The following is a 21,562-nucleotide window of genomic DNA, read 5'->3' as shown; positions in this document are numbered from 1 at the left end:
ATTGAATGAAAATACAAAATAAATATAATTAATTAGATGAAAATAAAACGATTTTTGGGTTTTTGCGGAACAATTGTTTTTTTTACCATAATTGTTTTGGTATCAATTATTTTTGTAAAAAATTTCAATTTTATCGTAAATGATCCGGAGGCAGTTAGAGATGCAATTCAGCGCTATGGTCTTGTTTCCTATTTTATATATTTCCTGCTTTATATTTTCCAGATTTTCTTCGCGCCGATTCCGGGACAGGTTTTAAATATTGCATCTGGCATGTTGTTTGGCCCATTGAAAGGATTTTTAGTATCATGGCTTGCAGTAATAGTTGGCGGTTTTTTAGCGATGCTTGTAGCACGGGTTTTTGGTAAAAAGATACTTTATCTATTTGCCGAAGAAGGAACATCGCGTTTAGAGCAAATGATAACTAAAAAAGGCTTGCCGCTGGTATTATTTTTAGCAATATTTCCCAACCCTATCGGTGATGGACTTTTTTATCTGGCAGGACTGACTATGATCCCCTTGAAAGTTTTGATTGTTATTATTGGGTTCTGCCGAATCCCCGGGATACTGATTTATGTAGTGGCTGGGGATCGGATTATGGCAATGGGAATAAAGGGTTGGGTTATGGGGGGAGTTGGATTTTTAATTGCGTTAATACTTTATTTTTTGTTGAGAAAAAAAGTGGAAGAATTTTTTGAGAAACATATTAATAAATTTAATATTTATTCAAATTAGTCAGCAAACATTGCTTCAACGAATTCTTCGGGTTTGAATTCAATAAGGTCTTCAATTTTTTCGCCGACACCCAGGTAAAGCACCGGGATTTTTAATTCTGCACATATAGGAATTATTGCCCCACCTTTTGCGGTGCCATCAAATTTGGTTAAAATCAAGCCATTGATTCCCAGTTCCTGGGTAAATATCTTTGCCTGCTGAATGGAGTTCTGACCCAGTGTGGCATCAATAGTCAAAAGGGAAAGATCAGGACCTGAAGGTTTGAGTTTGGTTACAACCCTTTTGATTTTTTTTAATTCTTCCATAAGGTCGGTTCGGGTATGTAATCTTCCGGCAGTATCAATCAAGACTGTATCATTATTTCTTGATATTGCCTTATTTAGTCCATCATAGACGACGGCACCCGCATCTTGCCCTTTCTGGGAACGAATGATTTCAACACCGACTTTCTGTGCCCAGATATCAAGTTGTTCTGATGCAGCATCCCTATATGTATCCGCACTGACCAGAAGGACGTTGCCTTTTTTTTGATACATATAGGCAAGTTTTGCCACGGTCGTCGTTTTGCCCGAGCCGTTTACACCGCAAATTATTATGATTAAAGGCTTTGTTGGATTTAAATTTGGTGGTTTGATATTAATCAGTTTTAGGATTTCCTCTTTAAGTTTTGCCTGATTATAATTAATTTTTTCGAGCAACATATTTGTATATTTTACTCCGACATCGGATTCAAGTAAAACTTGTTCCAGATTGGATATATCGGGTTTTTTTGCTGGACTAAAAATACCGGTCAATTTCCCAAGGAATTTGCTGAGATAGGGTAGAGGCATGGATTTCTGCTTACTGTTCTGTTAATTCTACTGGTTCCAAATCTTCCAGACGGGTTGATATAATCTTACTCTTGCCGGGTCTTTCCATGGTAAGTCCATATATGTAATCGGCATATTCCATTGTAGCGCGGTTATGGGTTATTATAACCACCTGGGTATGTTGTGCCAATTCTCGCAAGAACTTATTGAATCTCACAACATTGACATCATCCAGCGGTGCATCAATTTCATCAAGGATACAGAAAGGAGCAGGTTTGACAAGGTAGAAAGCAAGCAACAGGCTGACCGCAAGCAGTGTTCTTTCACCCCCAGAAAGCTGGTTTATCCTTTTTATCCTTTTGCCTTTCATACGAACAACAATGTCAACATCGGAAGTTAATGGGTTTGCTGGATCAGTCAAAATAAGGTCCGCCTCTCCACCTTCAAAGAATTTTGCGAAGACTTCGTTAAATTTTCCCTTCACTTCTCTAAAGGTATCAATGAATCTTTCTTTCGCCCTGGCATCAAGTTCGGCAATGGATTTTAAAAGATTTTGCTTGGCAGCAATTATATCATTTCGTTGATTTAAAAATTCATCAAGCCTTTTCTTTTCCTGTTCATAAGCACTTAGACTTAATGGATTTATTTCTCCAAGGCGTGCCATTCTTTCTTTGACCTCATTTAATTTTTGTTCGGGCTCAGGAATATCTTCTAATACATAATCTTCTAAATTAGTTTGGAATTCTTCTTTTGCCTTTTTATTAAGCTCTTCTTTCTTATGATTCAGTTCAAAAACTTTAAAATTAACCTGCATTATTGCATTCTGAATTTCATCTTGTTGCCTTTGTAATTGAGCAATCTCATCGTAGATTGAATCAAGATTTTTTGATATTTCCTGAATTTTCTGCTCAGGAATTTGATTTTCCAGATTCGCACGTCTTTCTTTCTTTTCCTGTATGGATTGTTTCAGTTCCGTTATTTTCTGTTCAATGGCGGCAAGTTCCTCACTCGCCGATAATTTGCCAATTTCTTCTATTTCATTAGTGAGATTTGTAATTTCAACCTGGGTGTCGTTTAAATTTTTTTCTGTTACAGATTTGACTTCGTTTAATATCCCAATTTTAAGGATAATTTGATTTAACTCTTTATTCTGGCGTTCAATCTTTTTTTCCAGATTATCAAGTATATTTTTCAATTCTTCAGATTCAGTTTGAGTTTTATTAAGTATATTCTCGTTTTCAGTAATTTGATTTGTAAACTCGATAAAATATTTATTCAATTCTTCAATTTCCGTCAGCAGTTTATTCCTCTCATTATCAACTTCTTCTATATCCTTATTTAGATTATTTAACTGATTTTTCAATGTATTTACTTGCATTGAAAATTCGGATTTATTTATATTCAAAGAAAATAGTTTTTCTTTATTTTGTTCAAGACCATTTCTTATCTGGTTTAGTTGTTCTAAGAGTTTCTTTTTTTCGTCATTCATAAACACTATTTCATTCTGAAGAGATTCGGCTTTTGATTGATATTCACTTAACCTTTGATTTATCTGGAAATATCCGAATTCACCTTTTTGAATTATAACCGAATTATTATTAAATAAGCAGCCTTCAAGTGTTAAAAATCCGAAATTCGGAAATTTTTTTGAGTATCTTAATGCTTCTTCAAATCCATTTGTTAAAAAATATTTACTTAAAAATGCCGAAAAAATTTCCTTATTTGCTCTTATTTCAACAAGTTCAGTCAAAGATTTCAGAGCCTTTAATTCGTCGGGATTTTCCTGTGCTATGTTTTCTTCCTTCAACATAAAACCATATCTACCTTCCGGAAGGTTATTAAAATCATTCGGTGAGATGTCATTGACTATAAAAAAGTTTAAGGCATCATACAGACAGAGGTCAACAATCTGTTCATATCCGGGACGCACGATTAAGAAATCCCGGAATATACCCACAAATCTTTCTTTAAATTGCTGTTTAATGAATTTTATATTTTCAACTTTACCCAGCCTGTTTTGTAGTGTATCGATCAACAACCGACAATCGTTCAGTTCTTCCTGACGTTTAACAATATCCTTTTCAATTTCTTCTATTTTAATTTCAATGTCTTCAATTGTTTTCTGTTGCTCGGAAATGGATTGACTTATATTGTTCTGGTTTTTGATTATATTATTTAATTCTTGTTCATAATCAGCCTTTTCTTTAAATTTAACTGACAAATCAGACTTTAATTCTTCCTTTTCTTTTTCTATTTGAATGAGGATATTTTCTTTATTGGTTTTGCTTATTTCCACGCGGGCAAGGTCATTTTTTAGTAATTGGATTTTAAGCATAATGCCATCAATTGTCTTTTGTTTTTCTTCTATAACTCTGGTGATTTCAATAAAATCGTTAGAAAGTTTCTCAAGATTATTTTGTTCAGTTAAAAGTTTTTCATTCCAGAGGGCAATCTCATTATTTACTTCATTCAATTTTCTTTCGTTTTCAATAATTTTATTATTCAGATTTTTCAGGTATTCTTGTTTTTCTTTAAGGGATGCAGTCTTTCTCTCATATTCAATGCTAAATTGCCTTGTTTCATTTTCAAGATTGTTCAATTCCTGTTGTAGATTATCGATTTCATTATTTAGATTGGTTATTTCAGTTACAATGTCTCTCTTTTTTGTTTCCAGTTCAGTAAATTCATTTTTTAATTTCTGCCGCTCTTCATCAAGATTATTTAACCTGATAAGAACATTTTGTTTCTGCTGATTTAGGTTATGTAGTGAGGTTTCTACCTCTTTTAATTCATTGATAGTTCTTTCGTAATCTGATTTAGTTATGATAAGCGACAATTTTTTATATTCTTCTTTTAATTCCTGATATAATTGTGTCTGTCGTGCCTGCCTTTTTAGACTGCGAACCGTTCTTTCCATTTCACTTATCACATCTTCAAGACGTAGAAGATCCTGCTCAGTCTGTTCCAATCTTCTCTGGGTCTGTTCTCGGCGTTCCTGATATTTTAAAATTCCCGAAACATCGTCAAACATCTCTTTTGTGTCTCCGCTGATAATCCTTTCTATCTCGGATAGTTCTAAGAACGAATAGGTAAGAGTCCCTGAGTTCAGAAATAATGCCTGGATATCCTGCAATCTGCATTTTACACGATTTAAATAAAATTCACTTTCTCCGTCTCTATAAAATTTTCTTTTTATTTCAAACTCACTTCCGAATTGAGGGAAAAAGTCTTCATTTTCTATCGTCACCGTTACTTCGGCAAAATTTGAATCACTCTGCCCGTCTGCGGAAATATGAATGAGGTCTTCGTTCTTTTCACAGCGTAGTGCCTTCATACTCTGTTCACCGAATACCCACCTTAAGGCATCAAAAATATTCGATTTACCGCTACCGTTGGGACCAACAAAAGCAGTAATTCCAGGATTTAGTAAAAATTTAGTTTCTTCCTGAAATGATTTGAACCCGTAAAGCTTGATTTCTTTAATTTTCATTTTGAGGAAATATTTTTATTAATCTTCAGTGCCAAGGTATATTACCCTTTCAAGCAAGGGATGATATTCACTCCAGTCGCTGAGTGTCCCTCTGTTCTTTTTTATTTCATCACGCATCATTTCAAGTTTTGAATCAAGGTTATCTATAAAATGTAAGACAAGGGCTTCAGGAAAGACAGGTAGAATGGGTGAGCCATATTCAAGTTCACCATGATGAGAAACAACCATATGCAACAATTTCAGTCTTAATTCGTTGGGAAAGTTATCAATTTTCGCAATTTTTTTAGCGATTATTTCACAGCCAATAACAATATGTCCCAGCATCCGTCCATCTTTAGTATGGTCAATCTTTTTATGATATGTATATTCATCAATCTTGCCAATATCATGGAGAAAACTCCCAGCGATGAGCAGGTCGGAATTGAGAAAATCAAATATTTCGCATATCTTAATGCCTAAATTCATTACATTGCGTGTGTGAACAGCAAGCCCGCCGATACTGGCATGGTGAGCCTTCTTTGCTGCCGGAGCTTTTCTGAATTTTTCCATAAACTTGGAGTCATTAAGAAATTGCGTAATTAGATTTTTTAAAAAATGATTTGTTAGTTTATTTAATATTTCTTTTATTTCATTTATTACCTTTTCAATGTCTTCATCAACAACATTGAGGAAATCCTCGGCTTCTATTTCATCATCAGGAACCCGCGCAATGGAATTTACTACTATTTGCAGTCTTTCATTATATTCATTTACATTGCCGGTTATAAATACAAAATCACCAGATGATATATTTTTGAATTCGTCACTGATATTATCCCAGGCGACCCCTTCAATAGTGCCCGTTCGGTCACTGAGTTCTATCTGTGTAAAAAAACCGCCATCCTTTTTTTCCCGTAGTACTTTTTTGGTAAGTAAAAATTTCTCCTTTACAAGCTGCCCAGCCTTTAATTCGTTAATATACTGACTCTTCATAAAATTTGGTTATTCTTATCGGCGTTAATTTTCTACTTCTTTGTTTGTTATGCAGGGCTCTCAAGGTGCAGAATTTTCTTTTTGATTAGATCAAGTTTCTCCCGGAGCCTTGCTTCTTCTTTTTTCTCTGCCTCAAGGGCATTCATAATTTCTTCTCTTTTTTGCGTCAGGAGATTGATTTCATTGTTTAATCTATTTTCTTCAGTCTTTAAGACTTCGAGTTTTTTCAATAATTCGGACTCGGTTTCCCTGAGTTTTTCAACTGATTGAACAACGGGGCTCGATTCAAATTCCTTCTTTCTTGCTTGATATTCTGCCTCAAGTGTTTTTATCTTATTTTCCCCTTGAGCAATTTTTTTGTTTATTTCTTCAAGAACTTTTTGTGCTTCTGTTTGCTGTTTTTTCAATTCTTCAATTTTAGGAAGAAATACCTCTTCCTGACGAAGATTTATATCCTCAACGAGGTGCGATTCAAGTCCCGAAGCCATAGAAAACATAATGATAAAAGTGATTATTGCTACTGCAATACCCACAATCAGAATTATCGGGTTTGGAGAAGTAGCCACCTTTATTTCAGGGACTTTGGGCTTTAACTGTATATAAAGTGTTCCGAGAGAGGTAGTTCCTAAATTAATGCTGAATCCACCCTCATAAATACCAGATTTTTCAACAATTTTACTTGAACTACCAGGATTAAAAGGGGCATAGTCAGTTCCATGTAAATTTGCATTAGAAGAGGCAATTATTTTATTTTTGCTATCGGTGAAGTTTACGCTTAAAATCTCAGGTTCATCTTGTTTTAGAGATACAATGATTTCTGATAATTTTGCATCATCTTTTTCAATCATTGCGTCTTGGACAAATGTTGAGCGGACAATAAAATTGCCAAGATTGGTAATTCTTTTGTTTATCAATTCTGCCAATGCCTCCTTACCATTTGCCGGTTTCTGTCCCAGGAATTGAGGACTTAAATAAAAGAAAACCGACAGAATGATTATAAGGATGGCGGGTATTATACCGAATGTTACACGAGACATTTTAACCTCCTATTCTTATTGTTAATCTATGTGCCTGTCCCAGATTAAAGTATGGGGTATATGAGTAATTGACATTTATTTTATTCTTTTTTACTCCAAACCCCAGCGTAATTCCTGCAAGAAAATCAAGACCTGTATCAGTTTTAACCTGAGACAAAAGGCTATTGTATGAGATACGGAATGTTAAGTATTCTGTGAGATCATATCCACCACCAATTCTAAAACCAAGATTTAATAGGGCGGGTTTAACAATATCAAGTCCAATCCAGCCCTGATTAAATTTTTTAATGAGACCCAAATTGATTTCATAAGGTAATAATTCTTTATCGTTAATAAATGGCTTTATACCCGTCCCAAGATTTTTTACTGCGAGACCCAGCTGGATATTTTCTTGAGACAGAAGGTATAGGGCTCCCATATCAATGCCAAAGCCCAAAGAATATAATGTGTCAATAAGTTCATACACGAATTTTCCCGAAACACCTAATAGAATATTGCTCATTGTAAAGCCCTTACCGATATTAAAATCAATAAAATTTGTGCTGAAATCTCCTAACTCCTGCCCAGAGGCATCGGTTTTTTTCATTTTCCCACTATAGAAGTATCTAATACCTGCACCCAATACATTGCTTTCGTAATCAACATGACCAAAGTGAGTCCCCCCAATATAATTCAGATAAGAGAATGAATAACTTACTCCTGTATTAAGTATAATTCCTGCTGGATTATAAAAAATATTATGTCCGTCACCAACGACGGCATAACCCATTCCTACCCTCTCTGCAACCGGATCAACGAGCATATATTCATATCCTATGCTGGCAATAAGTAAAAATAAAATCATTTAGCCCCCAGTATGTCAATTATACTAAAAATTATATAAATGTCAATAACCATTTTGACTGAGTCCTCTCCATTTTTTCGATATTAAGAGATCGTACCTGAATTTTTTTCTTAAAATATCAGAAGTTTGGTTTTTCTTTCGATAACCCCATTGTCCCCTTTGTAAAAATATAATCCCCCATTATCCCCCTTTATGAAAGGGGGAAAGAGGGATTGAGATTTTTCATTTTTGCGAAAAGTTGTAATATTGAATAGTGGAAAAAGAAACATATATTGATACTTAGTATGAAAACTTAAAATTTCAAGAAAAGAAAAAATGGAGAGGACCCAGCCATTTTAATCGAGTAGATACCTCTTTACCTCAGAAAATAGTCGGTGGTTTATGGATATTAATTAATATGGTAATAGTGACTAAATTCTCTATTGCCTAATAGATATATCAAAAGCGTTAGATATTGGGTAAATAAAAAAAGATTTTTTTAACCTTTATTCATTTCTTTAATTATACTTTCAAACTTTTTTGCCTCATCCTTACCAATCCACTCAAGGCGAACACGGTCTCTGGATAAACCCAAAAGTTCGATGGTTTCCTTTAATATCTTCTCCCTTGTTCTTGCTTTAAAATTACCTTTTACATAATGACAGGCATCGGGATAACAGCCTCCGATAAGCACACCTCTGGCACCTAAGTTCAATGCCTGAATTATATGGTTCGGTTCTACTGCGCCACTACAGGGGACTCTGAGAATCTTGATATTTTCTGGATACTGAACTTTCATATATGCCGCAGTTTCGGTGGCATTGTATGCAGACCATTTACATAGGAATGCGATTATATCACCGGGCTTTGTAGTTGTTTTGACCCAATCAGAAATTTCCCGAACAGTAAATTTTTCAAGACGGCTTGCAGCTGCTGGACAGGCACTGGCACATATTCCACAACCCATGCATAAATCAGGATGAATTTTTATTTTATCGTTCTCAATAGTAATTGCATTATAAGGGCAGACGCTAATGCAGGTTTTGCAAACACTACAGTAGTCTTCGTTTACATAGACAATGGGTTGGCTGGATTCAATAGTATCGTTTTGCAATAGACTGAAGATTGAGAATGCGGATTTTCTTGCGTCAACGATTGTCTCAAAAACCCCAGCCGGAAAACTTGCTGAACCCGCAACAAATATTCCTCTGGGCATTTCAATATTTCCAAGTTTGCCGCTTTCGAAGATAACGGGGAAATTTCCATCAATTTTTACCCCAAGTTTATCAAATGTTTCTTTATCGGGAACAAAACCGCCGCTAAGGACAACTGCATCTGCATCAATCTCAAGAAGTTCATTTGTGTAAAGGTCTTCAACTCTTACGACGAGGTTGCCGTCTCGCTGCATGACTTCGGAAGGTTTCCCTTTTATGAAAGATACACCTCGCTCGCGTAATGTTGCATAGAAATATTCAAAATTCCCATAACTACGCATATCCATAGCACAGACAAAGACGCGCGTTTCAGGATAACGGTCGGTAACGAGTTTCGCTTCTTTCAATGCCAGAAAACAACAAATCCTTGAGCAATAAGGTAAATGGTTGTTGTCACGCGAACCGGCACAGCAAATTAATACAACATTACGAGGGGCAAAAGAACCATCAGTAATCTTCCGTTCAAACTCTAAAACATTCATAACATTAGGATATTTACCATATCCGTATTCCTCAACTTTTTCCAAGTCATAAAATTTTAGACCGGTTGCTACCGCAATCGTTCCGGTATTAATTTCAATAATCTTTTCTATTTCATTGAGATCTATTTTCTTTGGACATACTTTTACACACTCACCACATTTATTACAGGAATTAAAGTCAATCGCATAAATATAAGGATATGTGTTGATTGTATATATTGCTTTGCGAATTCTTCCATTATCCTGTACAGTAATAGGGCACACCGCAACACACGCACCGCAATTGTTGCAATCAACCACACCACGGGGTTTGTTCTTCAACTGGATCTTGTAGTCTCCTAATTCGCCTTTTATTTCCATTATTTCAGTGTTTGTGAAAATTTCAACATTTCTATTTTTTACTACACTTGAAATCAATGGCAGGACTGTATGACTCCAGGGTGTGCCTTCGGGATAGAGCCTGTCCAGTTTTGCAACTGTGCCACCCAAAAATGGCTCTTTTTCGATAAGATATATTTTTCTCCCCGCCTTTGTTAATGCGTTTGTCAGATCAAGCCCGGCAACACCCGAACCAATTACTGCAGTAGATTTTGATCTAATTGTAAATATTTTTTTCTTCAGCCCCATACCTGATTTGGATTTTTCAATCGTTGCTTTAAGCAGTGACTGTGCCTTCTCTACTGAATGATTCATTAAAAATATGTGGTCCTTGAGATTTACAAACTCAACATCTGCATCGGGGAATAAACCTTCCATTAAAGATGGGGAGCATCCTCCGATTACCACCTTCTCGCCAGGGTCAATCTTTACTTCCTGTTTACAGAGATCATCATATCTTTCAATTTTTACATCCGGGCCAAGATCCAAATCAGGAATATTGATCAAACCATTACAATGGCAAATAATTAATCTCATTTTACACTCCCTTTATAATTTTGAGATAATATTATCTGGTTTAATGCGATTGAATTTCAAACCACAGGCATCAGGTGCTAAACCAAGTGCAAGTCCTAAAAGTTGTGGGTAATACAGCACGGGGAGATTGTATGTGATTGTGAATTTTGTTTCTACCTTCCGTTGATTATCCTCGTACATTACCGTGCAGAATGGACAGATTGAAATCAATGCATCAGCATTATTGTTTTTTGCTATGGAAAGTTTTTGGTTTGCCATTTTTAAAGCGAGTTCTTCATCTACACCCAATACCGAACCACCGCAACATAATTTCTTTTCTTGATAATCTATTATTGTCGCACCGGTCAAGCCAACAAGTTGCTCAAGGGTGTGGGGATTTTCAACATTATCAAAGGAATGGAGGTATGATGGTCTGAGATAATGGCAACCATAGTGTGAAATTATCCTTAAGTTTTTCAAGAATTTTTTTATTGCCTTCTCTAAATTTTCCACACCTATATCTTCATAAAGCATGCGAACAAAATGACGGACTTTTATTTCACATGGGTAGGTAAACCCGAGTTCAGTAAACTTCCTACGAAACTCGCTTTCTTTTAATTTCAACTGGGCATCTGAGAGCATAGCAGTGCAGGAATTGCAAAGTGTGACGACATCAAGGCCTAAATTGCTTGCCAGTCCAACATTCCTTGCTGCCATTAATAAAGAAGTTTCAGCATCAAGTGCTTTTAAGGGAAAACCACAGCAGGAGCCCTCTTTTAAATCAACGAATTCAATACCGAGTTCTTTGGCTACATTTCTTGTGGCAAGTTCATAATGTTGTGCCCGAACCGGCACTGTGCATCCAAGAAACAAAGCATACCTTTTCATTTTGCAATCCTTTCAAAAATTTTTGTTGATTGAAAAATTCTGGCGACATCGGCGATCTTTTTGGCTATTTCAGGTAGCCCCATTCTCTGTCTCTTTCTAAGGTCAAAGTCTTCAAGTTCATACAACCTGCCTGAGTTATTTAGTAAATTCAACTGCACTTTCAGACCTTCAGGGCAATATCCACTTTTTACGGCATAGTTTTTTATTGCATTGATAACTTCGGCAACACGGATTCCCTGTGGGCATCTTTCGGTACAGGCATGGCAATGGGCACAGAGCCACAGGAATGGTGAAGAAAGGACTTCGTTTTTCATCCCTAAAAGTGTGAGCCTGATGATTTTTCTTGGGTTATATCTATCATCCAGATATCGCACCGGACAACTTGCAGAACAGTCACTGCAACCAAAACATTTTAGCAATCCCTCTCCGCCTTCCTGTTTAATAATGTTCCACTTAAAATTGATATCGGCATTTTTTAAATCAATCATTTTGCCTCCATAAGTGTTTAAATTATATATATTAATCGCAGAAAATCAAGAGTGATATAGAAGGGTATTGATTTTTTATTCTAAATGTGTATAATTTTTAATCACTATGAAGAAATATAAAATTTTGATTATTGATGATGAAAAAATTGTTAGAGACGCACTCAGTGAATGGCTTGATAATTTGGGATATCAAGTAAAGGCGGTTGAAGATGGTCTAATAGCCCTTGAACAGATAGAAATTAATGATTGGGATGTTGTCCTTGTGGATTTGAAGATGCCGAAGATTGACGGGATTGAGACATTGCGGAGAATTCATAAGATAAGACCGGATTTGCCGGTGATAATAATTACCGGACATGGAACAGTTGATAGTGCGGTTGTTGCAATGAAAGAAGGTGCAGTAGACTATGTTATGAAACCATTCAATCCTGAAGAGATAAATATCATTCTTAAAAAATTACTTGAACATCAGGAAATTATTAAGGAGAACATCCTGCTACGCAGAGAGCTTGAAAAACGATTTAGATTAGAGGATTTGATAGGTAAGAGTCCAAAGATGCAAAAAATTTTTGAATTGATAAAGACCGTAGCACCAACAAGGTCAACTGTTCTTATCAGAGGTGAAAGTGGAACTGGAAAAGAACTTGTCGCAAGGGCAATCCATAATTTAGGTCCACGCAGTAAAGGCCCTTTTGTTGCAACTGCCTGTGGGGCAATGCCAGAGACACTTCTTGAAGCGGAGTTATTTGGTTATGAAAAGGGTGCGTTTACCGGTGCTTTAAGCCAGCATAAAGGTAGAATTGAAATGGCAGACCGGGGGACTCTTTTTCTTGATGAGATTGGCGATATCAGCCTTAAAACGCAGGTTGACCTTTTAAGATTCTTGCAGGAGCGCGAATTCCGCAGGGTTGGCGGTAAAGAGCTCATTAAAGTAGATACAAGGGTGATTGCTGCGACAAATAAGAAACTTGAAGAAATGATACGGGAAGGAACTTTCAGGGAAGATCTGTATTACCGATTAAATGTTATTACAATAGAAATTCCTCCTTTGCGCGAAAGAAAAGAAGATATTCCACTTCTCTTAGAACACTTTTTGAAAAAATTCAATTTAGAAAATAAAAAAGATATTTCGGGAATCAGTTCGGATGCGATGGAGTTGTTGTTATCTTACGATTGGCCCGGTAATGTCCGTGAGCTTGAGAATGTTATTGAACATGCGGTAGTAGTAACAAAAGGCAGGGAGATAGGAAAAAAAGACCTGCCCAAAAATTTAGTTGATAAATTTTTAATTCCCCAGTTTACCAATAAGGATTTACGCCTTGATACAATGGAAAAAGAGCATATTTTAAATGTGCTAAGAATTTATAATTGGAATATAAAGAAGACAGCCCAGGTCCTGGGTATCAATCGTGTAACATTATATAATAAAATGGAAAAGTACGGATTGAAGAAGGAGTAAATACGAAAAATCATTTCAAGATTTAAACTTTTAAGCAAATTTTTACTAAAATTTACATTTCTTGACTTCCCATTTGATTTTGATATAATTTAAAAGGAGATTTTTGGATGGCACTTTTTCATCTTAACTCTTTAAGGACCAAACTCGCTCTGAGTTATGTACTTGCAGTTGGACTTGTTGGGATTTTATGTTCTATTATAGGCATCGCGACAATCAACCGGGGAATTATCAATCAGGCGCAGAATCGCGTGAGTGCGGATTTGAATTCTGCAGGAGAAATATATGACCAGTTTGCAAACCAGGTGTTGAATGTCTGTAGATTTACCGCAACGCGATTTTTCCTAAAAAAAGCATTATTAGAGAAAAAAAATCTGGATATGATACAGGAGTTGGAGAGGGTTCTGAAAACCGAAAATCTTGATTTTCTTTCGGTTGTTGATACAAATGGAGTAGTTCTTGCTCGAGGGACCAACAAAGATAATTTTAACGATACTGTTTATAATCCCTTGATTGAACACACAATGAAAACTAAATCTCCCACATATGCTACTGAGATTTTGACTGCCGAAGGATTATATAAAGAGAACCCCGTACTCAAAAAGAAAGCAGAGATAAAGATTTTACCTACCCAAAGAGTCAAATTCCAGCGTTCAGGCGTTGAGACATCAGGTTTGGTAATAGTCGGTTCTGCACCAATCCTTGATGATTATGAAAATGTGATTGGTGTGGTTTACGCAGGTAAATTAATAAATAACAATTTTGATATCGTTGACCGTATAAAAAATACTGTCTTTCTCAATGAACAGTATAAGGGACGGGATATTGGAACATCAACCATATTTATGAAGGATTTACGGGTATCGACGAATGTAAAGAATGTTGATGGAACACGGGCAATAGGAACACTGATTTCAAAAGAGGTTTATGAGGCGGTAATTGAGAAGGGACAGACCTGGTTGGCAAGGGCGTTTGTAGTAAAAGATTGGTATATAACCGCCTATAGACCAATCAAAAATTTTCTTGGTGAAACGGTAGGCGTTCTTTATGTTGGTATTCTGGAAAAGAAGTATACAGATATGCGCAATCAAATTGTTTTATTTTTTATCGGGTTAACTATCATAGCAATACTTGCCGTGACAGGGTTCTCTTATTTACTTTCCGGCACGATTACAAAGTCTATCGGAGAGATCGCTCGCGCTGCGCGCGAAATTGGTAAAGGTAATTTCCCCGAAAGAATTAACATTACAACGCAGGATGAGATAGCAGATTTAGCAAGGGCATTTCAGTATATGATAGATTCTATCAAGAAACGCGATGAAGAGTTGAAAAGATATGCCCAGCAGACGATCGCCGAAGCAGAAAGATTAGCGATAATTGGTCAACTTGCTGCAGGTGTGGCACATGAAATAAACAATCCTTTGACCGGTATATTACTTTATTGCGATTTAATGCTGAAAAATTTTCCCGACGATTCACCATACAAAAAGAATTTGATCCGTATAAACAGTGAGGCACAGCGTTGCAAAACGATAGTTAAGGGTTTATTAGATTTTGCAAGGGAAAAAAAGCCCGAGGTAAAAAAGGTATCAATAAATGATTTGATTGAGTCAACATTAAGTTTGTTGAAGACCCAGGCAATCTTTCTTAATATAAACACAAAACTTGAACTCGATAAAAATTTACCTCAGATAAACATTGACCCCGGACAGATTCAGCAGGTTATTATTAATATAATAATGAATGGAGTTGAAGCGATGGAAGGAAAGGGTGAACTCACAATAAAAACAGCGTTTTCTGAAGACAAAAATTTTGTAGTTATATCAATATCAGACACCGGTCCTGGTATAAAACCTGAGCATATTAAGAAAATTTTTGAGCCATTTTTTACAACCAAAGAGGCAAGTCACGGAGTTGGACTTGGCCTTTCAATAAGCAAAAGAATCATAGATGACCATAATGGAGTGATAGAAGTTTATAGTGAATTTGGTAAGGGAGCAACTTTTAAAATTAAATTACCAATTAATGTTTAAAAATGCAACATAAAACTAATGAAAAATCGTTTACAATATTGATGTTGAAAAAATATACACTAATTTATTTAGCAGGCTCGTTTTTGTCAGAAAAATCAATTGAAATTTCAAAACTTTTTTTGACTCCGCCGGGCACGAATTTTGCATATTAAATTAAGTGATGAAATGTCCATTCCTTGAAGAGATTGTTGTAAACTATTGTGCGGTTGCCCCGGTTCGTAAAATGATTCCCAAGGGTAAAAGTAAAGAATTGTCAAAATGCGAACAGGAATATTTCGCCTGTCCGGTCTATCAGAATTATTTAACGAAAAAGAAACAGGAGAGCCATAAAGACAACAAAAAGAAGGAAAAATGAAGTCTGATTTTCCTAAGATACTTGTAATCGATGATGAACCAACGATCTGTGATGCCTGTTGCCAGATTCTCACTGATAAAGGTTATTCAGTAGAGCTCGCAAAAAATGGTGAAGAGGGATTAAAAAAGTTTGAAGATTTTAACCCTGATGTAGTATTTATTGATTTGAAGATGCCCGGGATAAGCGGAATGGATGTGCTGAAGGCAATTGTTGATAGGAAAACGAATGCGATCCCGATTGTTATCACGGGCTATGCCTCAATTGAAACCGCAGTTGAATCAATGAAAAATGGCGCTTTTGATTTTCTTCCTAAACCGTTCACTGCTGAAGAGTTAATTGTTATTACTGAGCGAGCAGTCGCGAAAAAAAGAGACCTTGATGAAAAGAACAAAATTGAGAAAGAAAAAGAAATGATGCGACAAAACTTTATTTCCCTTGTTTCTCACGAATTACGCACTCCGCTTGTTGCTGTCATACAATATCTTGAAGTCCTTTATGGTGGAATGGCAGGTCAGATTTCTGGACAGCAGAAACAGATTATTGAGAGAATGAAGATAAGGTTGAATGAACTCCTTGATTTGATAAATAGATGGCTGAAACTTGCTCGTATAGAAGAATTGAATATTAAAGATAATTTTCAGGAATTTAGTTTGGAACCGTTGATTGATGAATCGGTAGAATTGATAAAGCCGCTTGCTTTGGAGAAGGGAATAAAGATCGAAAAAAAGTTCGCAAATGAAATTTATGAAGTCTTTGGAGAAAGGGATTTGATAAAAGAGGTCCTTATAAATTTAATTACAAATGGGGTTAAATATAATCAAAGTCAGGGTTCGGTTGTTATAAATTGCAGAAAAAATGGAGACTATATCGCAGTCGATATAACAGATACAGGAATTGGTATTTCAGAGGATGAACTCAAAAGGCTCGGTGAAGAGTTTTATAGGGTAAAAAGAGAAGGCGTTGCAAGTGGTTCTGGTCTGGGGCTTGCGATTGTGAAGAAAATTCTTGATATCCACAATGGCAAGCTTGAAATCAGAAGCAAATTGAATGAGGGGAGCACATTTACAATTTATTTACCCATTTCAAGTAGTATGAAAGGGAATGAAAAAAGGAGTGAGTAATGAAGAAATCAAAAATTTTATTCATTGATGATGACAAGGATTTTGTTGAGGCAAACAAAATCATTCTCACTAATGCAGGATACGAAGTTATCACTGCTAATGACGGAAAGACTGGAATGCAAAAGGCAATGAGTGAAAAGCCTGATTTGATAATTCTTGATGTTATCTTGCCCGATATTAATGGCTTTTCGGTCTGCCGGGAACTGAAGGAGAATGCTGATTTACAAAATATTCCGGTGATACTCTTTACGGCTATCGGAACCAAAACAGGCGGTTATCCTGAAAATATCGGGAAGCAGCATAAGGCAGATGCATACATTGAAAAGCCGGCGAATCCAAATTTGCTTTTAGAAAAGGTCAATTTTCTTTTGACCACTGCGACACCGAAGCCGAAAACAGAAGGTGAGAGACCCAAGATTTTACTTGTTGATGATGACCCGGATTTTCTTGAGGCAACAAAACAGATTCTGCTGGCAAATCGCTTTGAGGTGATAACTGCGAAAGATGGCGAAGAAGGTATCCAGAAGGCGAAGATTGAAAGTCCAGATTTGATATTCCTTGATGTGATTATGCCGGGAAAGGATGGGTATACGGTATGTTATGAATTGAGGAAAAACCCGCAAACAAGGCCGATTCCAATCATTATGCTTACCGCAATCGGACAGCAATTATCCAAGCCCGAATATGCTGTGGATATTGCCATTGACCACCTTGCAGATGATTTCATTGATAAACCAGTTGATACGCAGACCCTTTTGAAGAAGATAGAAAAACATCTGTTATTCAGGTAAAGGGTAAAATGGCTCAAAAAGACTCAAGAGGTAGAAAAAGGCACGAATGGCAAAAGGGCAAAAAAATGGCTTTAAAACAAAAGGGGGATTATGAGCGGTATTGATCCAAAATTTAAATACCGAGTTGCCCAGGAACCGGGTGGTGAGAAGATAAAATTGTGTTTTGCCTGTGGTATCTGTACGGCAAGTTGCCCGGTGCGCGAGATTGATGATAGGTACAATCCGAGAAAGATAATAAGGATGATTCTCTTAGGAATGAAGAAAAGGGTTCTGGAGAATGATTTTATATGGTTTTGTTCAAGTTGTTATGCCTGTACTGAACGGTGTCCACAGGGTGTGCGGTTTACGGATGTGATGAACGCAATTAAGAATATTGCAGTAAAAGAAGGTTATGTGCCCAAGGCATTTATCCAGCAAATTGAACTACTGAAGAAACTTGGCAGGCTCTATGAAATAGATGAATTTGATAATAATAAACGTTCAGCACTTGGACTACCAAAGGTCTCAAAGACAAAGGGATTTACCGAGAAGATTATGGCGGTGACAGGGATTGATAAACTTTTTAACCGAGAGAGCAATGACAAATAATTTAATGGTAATTCTCCAAATCTGCATATAATAATGAGCGATTTTAAACGAATACTAAAAGATGGTTTAAAGGTTGGGGTTTGGAAACACGATTGGTTTTTGTTTAAAGGTTTGGTAAAGTGTTTTGTCAACAAAACCAACAAACCAAACCCTATCACATTTCTAAACCTAAAACTACACCTTTTTGTTCAATGTTGTTTTGGATTTCGTGCTTCGGATTTTGGATTTGCTTGTCCACTTCGCCATTACGATAAAATTTCAATTTTACCCATCAATATTTCAGATTTTAGCAAAACAAGGGGTGAGGTCTTATGAAGTATGCATTTTTCCCGGGCTGTACGGTGTTGGGTCGTGGAAGAAATTATGAACTGTCAGCGAGGGCAGTTGCATCAGCGCTTGGTATTGAACTTTTTGACCTTGATGATTTTGAATGTTGCGGATTCCCACTTAAATCTGTTCACTATGATACATATTTCTTGATGGCAGCACGAAACATTCTCGTTAGCGAAGAGAAAGGATTGGATATCTGCACTCTTTGCAGCGCCTGCACTGGTTCATTGACCGAGGTGAATAAAGATTTGAATGAAGATTTTGACCATAGGGCAAAGATTGTAGCACTATTGAAGAAAAGTGGTATTGATTTAAAGATCGGCAAACCAATTAAAGTAAAACACTTTGTCAAAATTCTTTATGATGAGATTGGATTGGAAAAGATAGAAAAAACTATAAAGAAAAAACTGGCGAACCTTTCTCTTGCGCCCCATTATGGATGCCACTATCTGAAACCTTCTGATATTTATGAGAATTCGGAAGACCCAGAAAATCCAAAGTCGTTAGATGAATTGATTGCGGTCACTGGGGCAAAGGTGATAAATTACACGGAAAGATTAAGATGTTGTGGAGCAGGTATTCTGGCGGTAAATGAAGATACTGCATATTCATTGACCCGTCCGAAATTGAAAGAGCTCTCAAAAGATTCTGTAGACGCAATGGTTTTGATGTGTCCTTTCTGCAGTGTGATGTATGATGATAATCAAAAAAAGATTGAACAGAAATTTCAAGAACAATATAATCTTCCAGTGCTTTATTATCCACAGGTATTAGGCTTAGCAATGGGATTGGAACCAAAGACACTCGGGCTTCAAATGAACAGGGTATCAACGAAAGCGCTTTTGGATAAGGTAAAAACAATATAGAGGCAGGATGCAGGAAGTAAGTTATAAGAAAAATATCAATTCTAATTTCAAAATGAGGAATCTTGAACAAATCCTCTGTGATAGTTTAAAGGTTTGGGTTTGGAAACAGGATTGGGTTTCGTTTAAAGGTTTGGCAAAATGATAAATCAGAAGATTGGTGCAGTCTTAGTCATCGGTGGTGGCATCGGTGGTGTCCAGGCAGCATTGGACCTTGCAGATTCGGGATTTAAAGTATATTTGTTGGAAAAGACACCGAGTATTGGCGGGGTGATGGCACAACTTGATAAAACATTTCCGACCAATGATTGTTCAATGTGTATATTGGCACCGAAACTGGTGAGCGCGGGAAGGCATCCTAATATTGAATTGATAACCTATGCAGAACTTGAAGGTATTACCGGTGAGCCTGGCAATTTTTCGGTGCGTATTTTAAAAAGGTCACCCTTTGTTGATTGGGATAAATGTAATGGCTGTGGTGTATGCTGGGAAAAATGTCCAATTAAGGTTGACTCTGATTTTGAGTGTGGTCTGGGAAAGAGAAAGGCGATATATGTTCCATTTCCTCAGGCCGTCCCAAACAAGGCGGTGATTGATAAAGAACACTGCACATATTTTTTGAAAGGTGGCAAATGCCGTGTTTGTCAGATACTATGTCCGGCAAAGGCAGTTGATTTTAATATGTCCGATAAAATAATTGATATAAATGTAGGTAGTATTATCATTGGTACTGGTTTAAAAACATTTGACCCACATTTGAAGTCGATATATGGTTATGGTAAATATGCAAATGTAATAAAATCTATTGAATTGGAAAGAATCTTGAATGCCTCGGGTCCTTTCCAGGGGCACCTTGTGAGACCTTCTGATAAAAAAGAGCCGCAAAAGGTTGCATTCATTCAATGTGTCGGCTCCCGTGATACAAAATCGGGAAATGTTTATTGTTCTTCAGTCTGTTGTGTCTATGCGATTAAAGAAGCAATCTTGATGAAGGAACATAACCGCGCCCTTGACTGCACAATATTTTATATGGATATGAGGACATTTGGCAAGGGTTTTGAATCATACTATAAAAGGGCAAAAGAGAAATACGGCATAAAATTTAAAAGGGCAATGATTGGTGAAGTCACAGAGCTGAACGAGACCAGAAATTTATTACTCAAATACGAAGATGAAGATGGCAAACTTAATAAAGAAGAGTTTGATATGGTGGTCCTGTCTGTTGGTTTGAGACCCGATGAAAATATAAAAAGACTTGCGGAAGTTTTGAATTTAGAATTGTCCGATTTTAATTTTATTAAATCCATACCATTTTCTCCAATTGAGACACTTCGGCCTGGTATATTTGTATGTGGAACCGCATCCGCACCTAAAGATATTCCGGAAACCGTCACGGAAGCGAGTGCCGCCGCAGAGAAGGCAATAGAATTGATAAAAGAAGAAAGACATAAACTCACCGAAAAGATTGAATATCCTGAGGAAACTGCTGTTGCAAGTGAACAACCCCGTATCGGTGTCTTTGTCTGCCATTGTGGCATAAATATTGCCGGGACGGTAAAAGTAATGGAAGTTGTTGAATATGCAAAAACTTTGCCCAATGTAGTATATGCCGAAAATAATTTATATTCATGCTCTGATGATTCCCAGCAACACATTAAAGAGATGATTGAGAAATATAAACTCAATAGGGTTGTGGTTGCTGCCTGTACACCCAGAACACATGAGCCATTATTCCAGGAGACGATAAGAGAGAAGGGATTAAATAAGTTCTTATTAGAGTTTACAAATATCCGTGACCAGTGCTCTTGGGTCCATTCTCAGGAGCCAGAACTGGCAACCGAAAAGGCAAAAGATCTGGTCAGGATGGCGTGCGCACGGGCAAATCATTTAGAACCCCTACCCACGATTACGATTCCAATCAGCCAGAGTGGACTCGTAATCGGTGGTGGTATCAGTGGGATGAATGCGGCATTGAGCCTTGCCAATCAGGGATACAAAGTTTATCTTGTAGAAGAATCACCAGAATTGGGTGGAAATGCAAGGCATATCAATCAGACCGTTGACGGCCGGAATGTAAAAGAATATCTAAGTTCGTTGATAAAAAATGTGGAAACAAATTCCAATATTAAAATTTATAAGAATAGCAAAATTGAATCGGTGAATGGATATATTGGTAATTTCCGCACAAGGATAAAA

17 protein-coding genes are annotated in these 21,562 nt (G+C 36.6%); 9 read left to right on the top strand and 8 right to left on the bottom strand.

Features of this window, described 5'->3' with window-relative positions; all coding sequences use genetic code 11:
• The first annotated feature begins 36 nt into the window (after window positions 1-36).
• Window positions 37-732 (top strand): VTT domain-containing protein, encoded by a 696-nt coding sequence (locus ABIL69_04360; protein MEO0123219.1) that lies wholly within the window; start codon window positions 37-39, stop codon window positions 730-732.
• On the opposite strand, the gene ftsY is transcribed toward ABIL69_04360, so the two are convergent.
• From ftsY to ABIL69_04320, 8 genes are all read right to left on the bottom strand, one after another.
• Window positions 729-1,562, bottom strand: coding sequence for a signal recognition particle-docking protein FtsY (gene ftsY, locus ABIL69_04355; GenBank protein ID MEO0123218.1), 834 nt, complete (start codon window positions 1,560-1,562; stop codon window positions 729-731). The genes ABIL69_04360 and ftsY overlap by 4 nt on opposite strands.
• 10 nt (window positions 1,563-1,572) lie before the next feature.
• Window positions 1,573-5,031, bottom strand: a complete 3,459-nt coding sequence (smc, locus tag ABIL69_04350; GenBank protein MEO0123217.1) for a chromosome segregation protein SMC — start codon at window positions 5,029-5,031, stop codon at window positions 1,573-1,575.
• 18 nt (window positions 5,032-5,049) lie between these two features.
• Entirely contained in the window at window positions 5,050-6,003 is a 954-nt protein-coding gene (locus ABIL69_04345) for an HD domain-containing protein (GenBank protein ID MEO0123216.1), read from the bottom strand.
• Window positions 6,004-6,050: 47 nt separating this feature from the next.
• Complete coding sequence (locus ABIL69_04340) at window positions 6,051-7,040, bottom strand: hypothetical protein (GenBank protein MEO0123215.1); 990 nt, start codon at window positions 7,038-7,040, stop codon at window positions 6,051-6,053.
• A 1-nt stretch (window position 7,041) separates the two neighbouring features.
• Window positions 7,042-7,884, bottom strand: a complete 843-nt coding sequence (locus ABIL69_04335; GenBank protein MEO0123214.1) for a hypothetical protein — start codon at window positions 7,882-7,884, stop codon at window positions 7,042-7,044.
• Window positions 7,885-8,362: 478 nt separating this feature from the next.
• Window positions 8,363-10,474 (bottom strand): hydrogenase iron-sulfur subunit, encoded by a 2,112-nt coding sequence (locus tag ABIL69_04330; protein ID MEO0123213.1) that lies wholly within the window; start codon window positions 10,472-10,474, stop codon window positions 8,363-8,365.
• A 12-nt stretch (window positions 10,475-10,486) separates the two neighbouring features.
• A complete protein-coding gene (locus tag ABIL69_04325) occupies window positions 10,487-11,341 on the bottom strand; it encodes a CoB--CoM heterodisulfide reductase iron-sulfur subunit B family protein (protein ID MEO0123212.1) in 855 nt (284 codons plus the stop codon).
• Window positions 11,338-11,829 carry a 4Fe-4S dicluster domain-containing protein gene (locus tag ABIL69_04320; GenBank protein MEO0123211.1) on the bottom strand — a complete coding sequence of 164 codons (492 nt, stop codon included), beginning with the start codon at window positions 11,827-11,829 and terminating at the stop codon, window positions 11,338-11,340. The genes ABIL69_04325 and ABIL69_04320 overlap by 4 nt, the downstream gene beginning before the upstream one ends.
• 106 nt (window positions 11,830-11,935) lie before the next feature.
• Between ABIL69_04320 and ABIL69_04315 the strand changes: the two genes are divergently transcribed.
• The 8 genes from ABIL69_04315 to ABIL69_04280 all read left to right on the top strand — a co-directional run.
• Window positions 11,936-13,288, top strand: a complete 1,353-nt coding sequence (locus tag ABIL69_04315) for a sigma-54 dependent transcriptional regulator (protein MEO0123210.1) — start codon at window positions 11,936-11,938, stop codon at window positions 13,286-13,288.
• Between the two features lie 107 nt (window positions 13,289-13,395).
• A complete protein-coding gene (locus ABIL69_04310) occupies window positions 13,396-15,318 on the top strand; it encodes a cache domain-containing protein (GenBank protein MEO0123209.1) in 1,923 nt (640 codons plus the stop codon).
• A 157-nt stretch (window positions 15,319-15,475) separates the two neighbouring features.
• On the top strand, window positions 15,476-15,673 hold the full coding sequence (locus ABIL69_04305) for a hypothetical protein (GenBank protein ID MEO0123208.1): 198 nt from the start codon (window positions 15,476-15,478) through the stop codon (window positions 15,671-15,673).
• Window positions 15,670-16,794 carry a response regulator gene (locus ABIL69_04300; GenBank protein ID MEO0123207.1) on the top strand — a complete coding sequence of 375 codons (1,125 nt, stop codon included), beginning with the start codon at window positions 15,670-15,672 and terminating at the stop codon, window positions 16,792-16,794. The genes ABIL69_04305 and ABIL69_04300 overlap by 4 nt, the downstream gene beginning before the upstream one ends.
• Window positions 16,794-17,585, top strand: a complete 792-nt coding sequence (locus ABIL69_04295; protein MEO0123206.1) for a response regulator — start codon at window positions 16,794-16,796, stop codon at window positions 17,583-17,585. The genes ABIL69_04300 and ABIL69_04295 overlap by 1 nt, the downstream gene beginning before the upstream one ends.
• A gap of 90 nt (window positions 17,586-17,675) precedes the next feature.
• The gene (locus ABIL69_04290; GenBank protein MEO0123205.1) at window positions 17,676-18,173 is read left to right on the top strand and encodes a 4Fe-4S dicluster domain-containing protein; all 498 of its coding nucleotides are present in this window, start codon (window positions 17,676-17,678) and stop codon (window positions 18,171-18,173) included.
• 311 nt (window positions 18,174-18,484) lie between these two features.
• Window positions 18,485-19,369: a CoB--CoM heterodisulfide reductase iron-sulfur subunit B family protein gene (locus tag ABIL69_04285; protein ID MEO0123204.1), complete on the top strand. Its 885-nt coding sequence runs from the start codon at window positions 18,485-18,487 to the stop codon at window positions 19,367-19,369.
• Window positions 19,370-19,507: 138 nt separating this feature from the next.
• Window positions 19,508-21,562: FAD-dependent oxidoreductase (locus ABIL69_04280; protein ID MEO0123203.1), on the top strand; the 2,055-nt coding region annotated here is incomplete at its 3' end.

The organism is candidate division WOR-3 bacterium (assembly GCA_039802005.1).
GTDB lineage: Bacteria > Hydrothermota > Tepidihabitantia > SM23-42 > JAOAFX01 > JAOAFX01.
Note: the sequence above shows the minus strand (reverse complement) of the source record. Positions and strands in the feature narration are given on the sequence as shown.

Coding starts and splice junctions, on each gene's coding strand:
- ABIL69_04360 (MEO0123219.1), top strand. CDS start 37: ATGAAAATAAAACGATTTTTGGGTTTTTGCGGAACAATTGTTTTTTTT.
- ftsY (MEO0123218.1), bottom strand. CDS start 1,562: ATGCCTCTACCCTATCTCAGCAAATTCCTTGGGAAATTGACCGGTATT.
- smc (MEO0123217.1), bottom strand. CDS start 5,031: ATGAAAATTAAAGAAATCAAGCTTTACGGGTTCAAATCATTTCAGGAA.
- ABIL69_04345 (MEO0123216.1), bottom strand. CDS start 6,003: ATGAAGAGTCAGTATATTAACGAATTAAAGGCTGGGCAGCTTGTAAAG.
- ABIL69_04340 (MEO0123215.1), bottom strand. CDS start 7,040: ATGTCTCGTGTAACATTCGGTATAATACCCGCCATCCTTATAATCATT.
- ABIL69_04335 (MEO0123214.1), bottom strand. CDS start 7,884: ATGATTTTATTTTTACTTATTGCCAGCATAGGATATGAATATATGCTC.
- ABIL69_04330 (MEO0123213.1), bottom strand. CDS start 10,474: ATGAGATTAATTATTTGCCATTGTAATGGTTTGATCAATATTCCTGAT.
- ABIL69_04325 (MEO0123212.1), bottom strand. CDS start 11,341: ATGAAAAGGTATGCTTTGTTTCTTGGATGCACAGTGCCGGTTCGGGCA.
- ABIL69_04320 (MEO0123211.1), bottom strand. CDS start 11,829: ATGATTGATTTAAAAAATGCCGATATCAATTTTAAGTGGAACATTATT.
- ABIL69_04315 (MEO0123210.1), top strand. CDS start 11,936: ATGAAGAAATATAAAATTTTGATTATTGATGATGAAAAAATTGTTAGA.
- ABIL69_04310 (MEO0123209.1), top strand. CDS start 13,396: ATGGCACTTTTTCATCTTAACTCTTTAAGGACCAAACTCGCTCTGAGT.
- ABIL69_04300 (MEO0123207.1), top strand. CDS start 15,670: ATGAAGTCTGATTTTCCTAAGATACTTGTAATCGATGATGAACCAACG.
- ABIL69_04295 (MEO0123206.1), top strand. CDS start 16,794: ATGAAGAAATCAAAAATTTTATTCATTGATGATGACAAGGATTTTGTT.
- ABIL69_04290 (MEO0123205.1), top strand. CDS start 17,676: ATGAGCGGTATTGATCCAAAATTTAAATACCGAGTTGCCCAGGAACCG.
- ABIL69_04285 (MEO0123204.1), top strand. CDS start 18,485: ATGAAGTATGCATTTTTCCCGGGCTGTACGGTGTTGGGTCGTGGAAGA.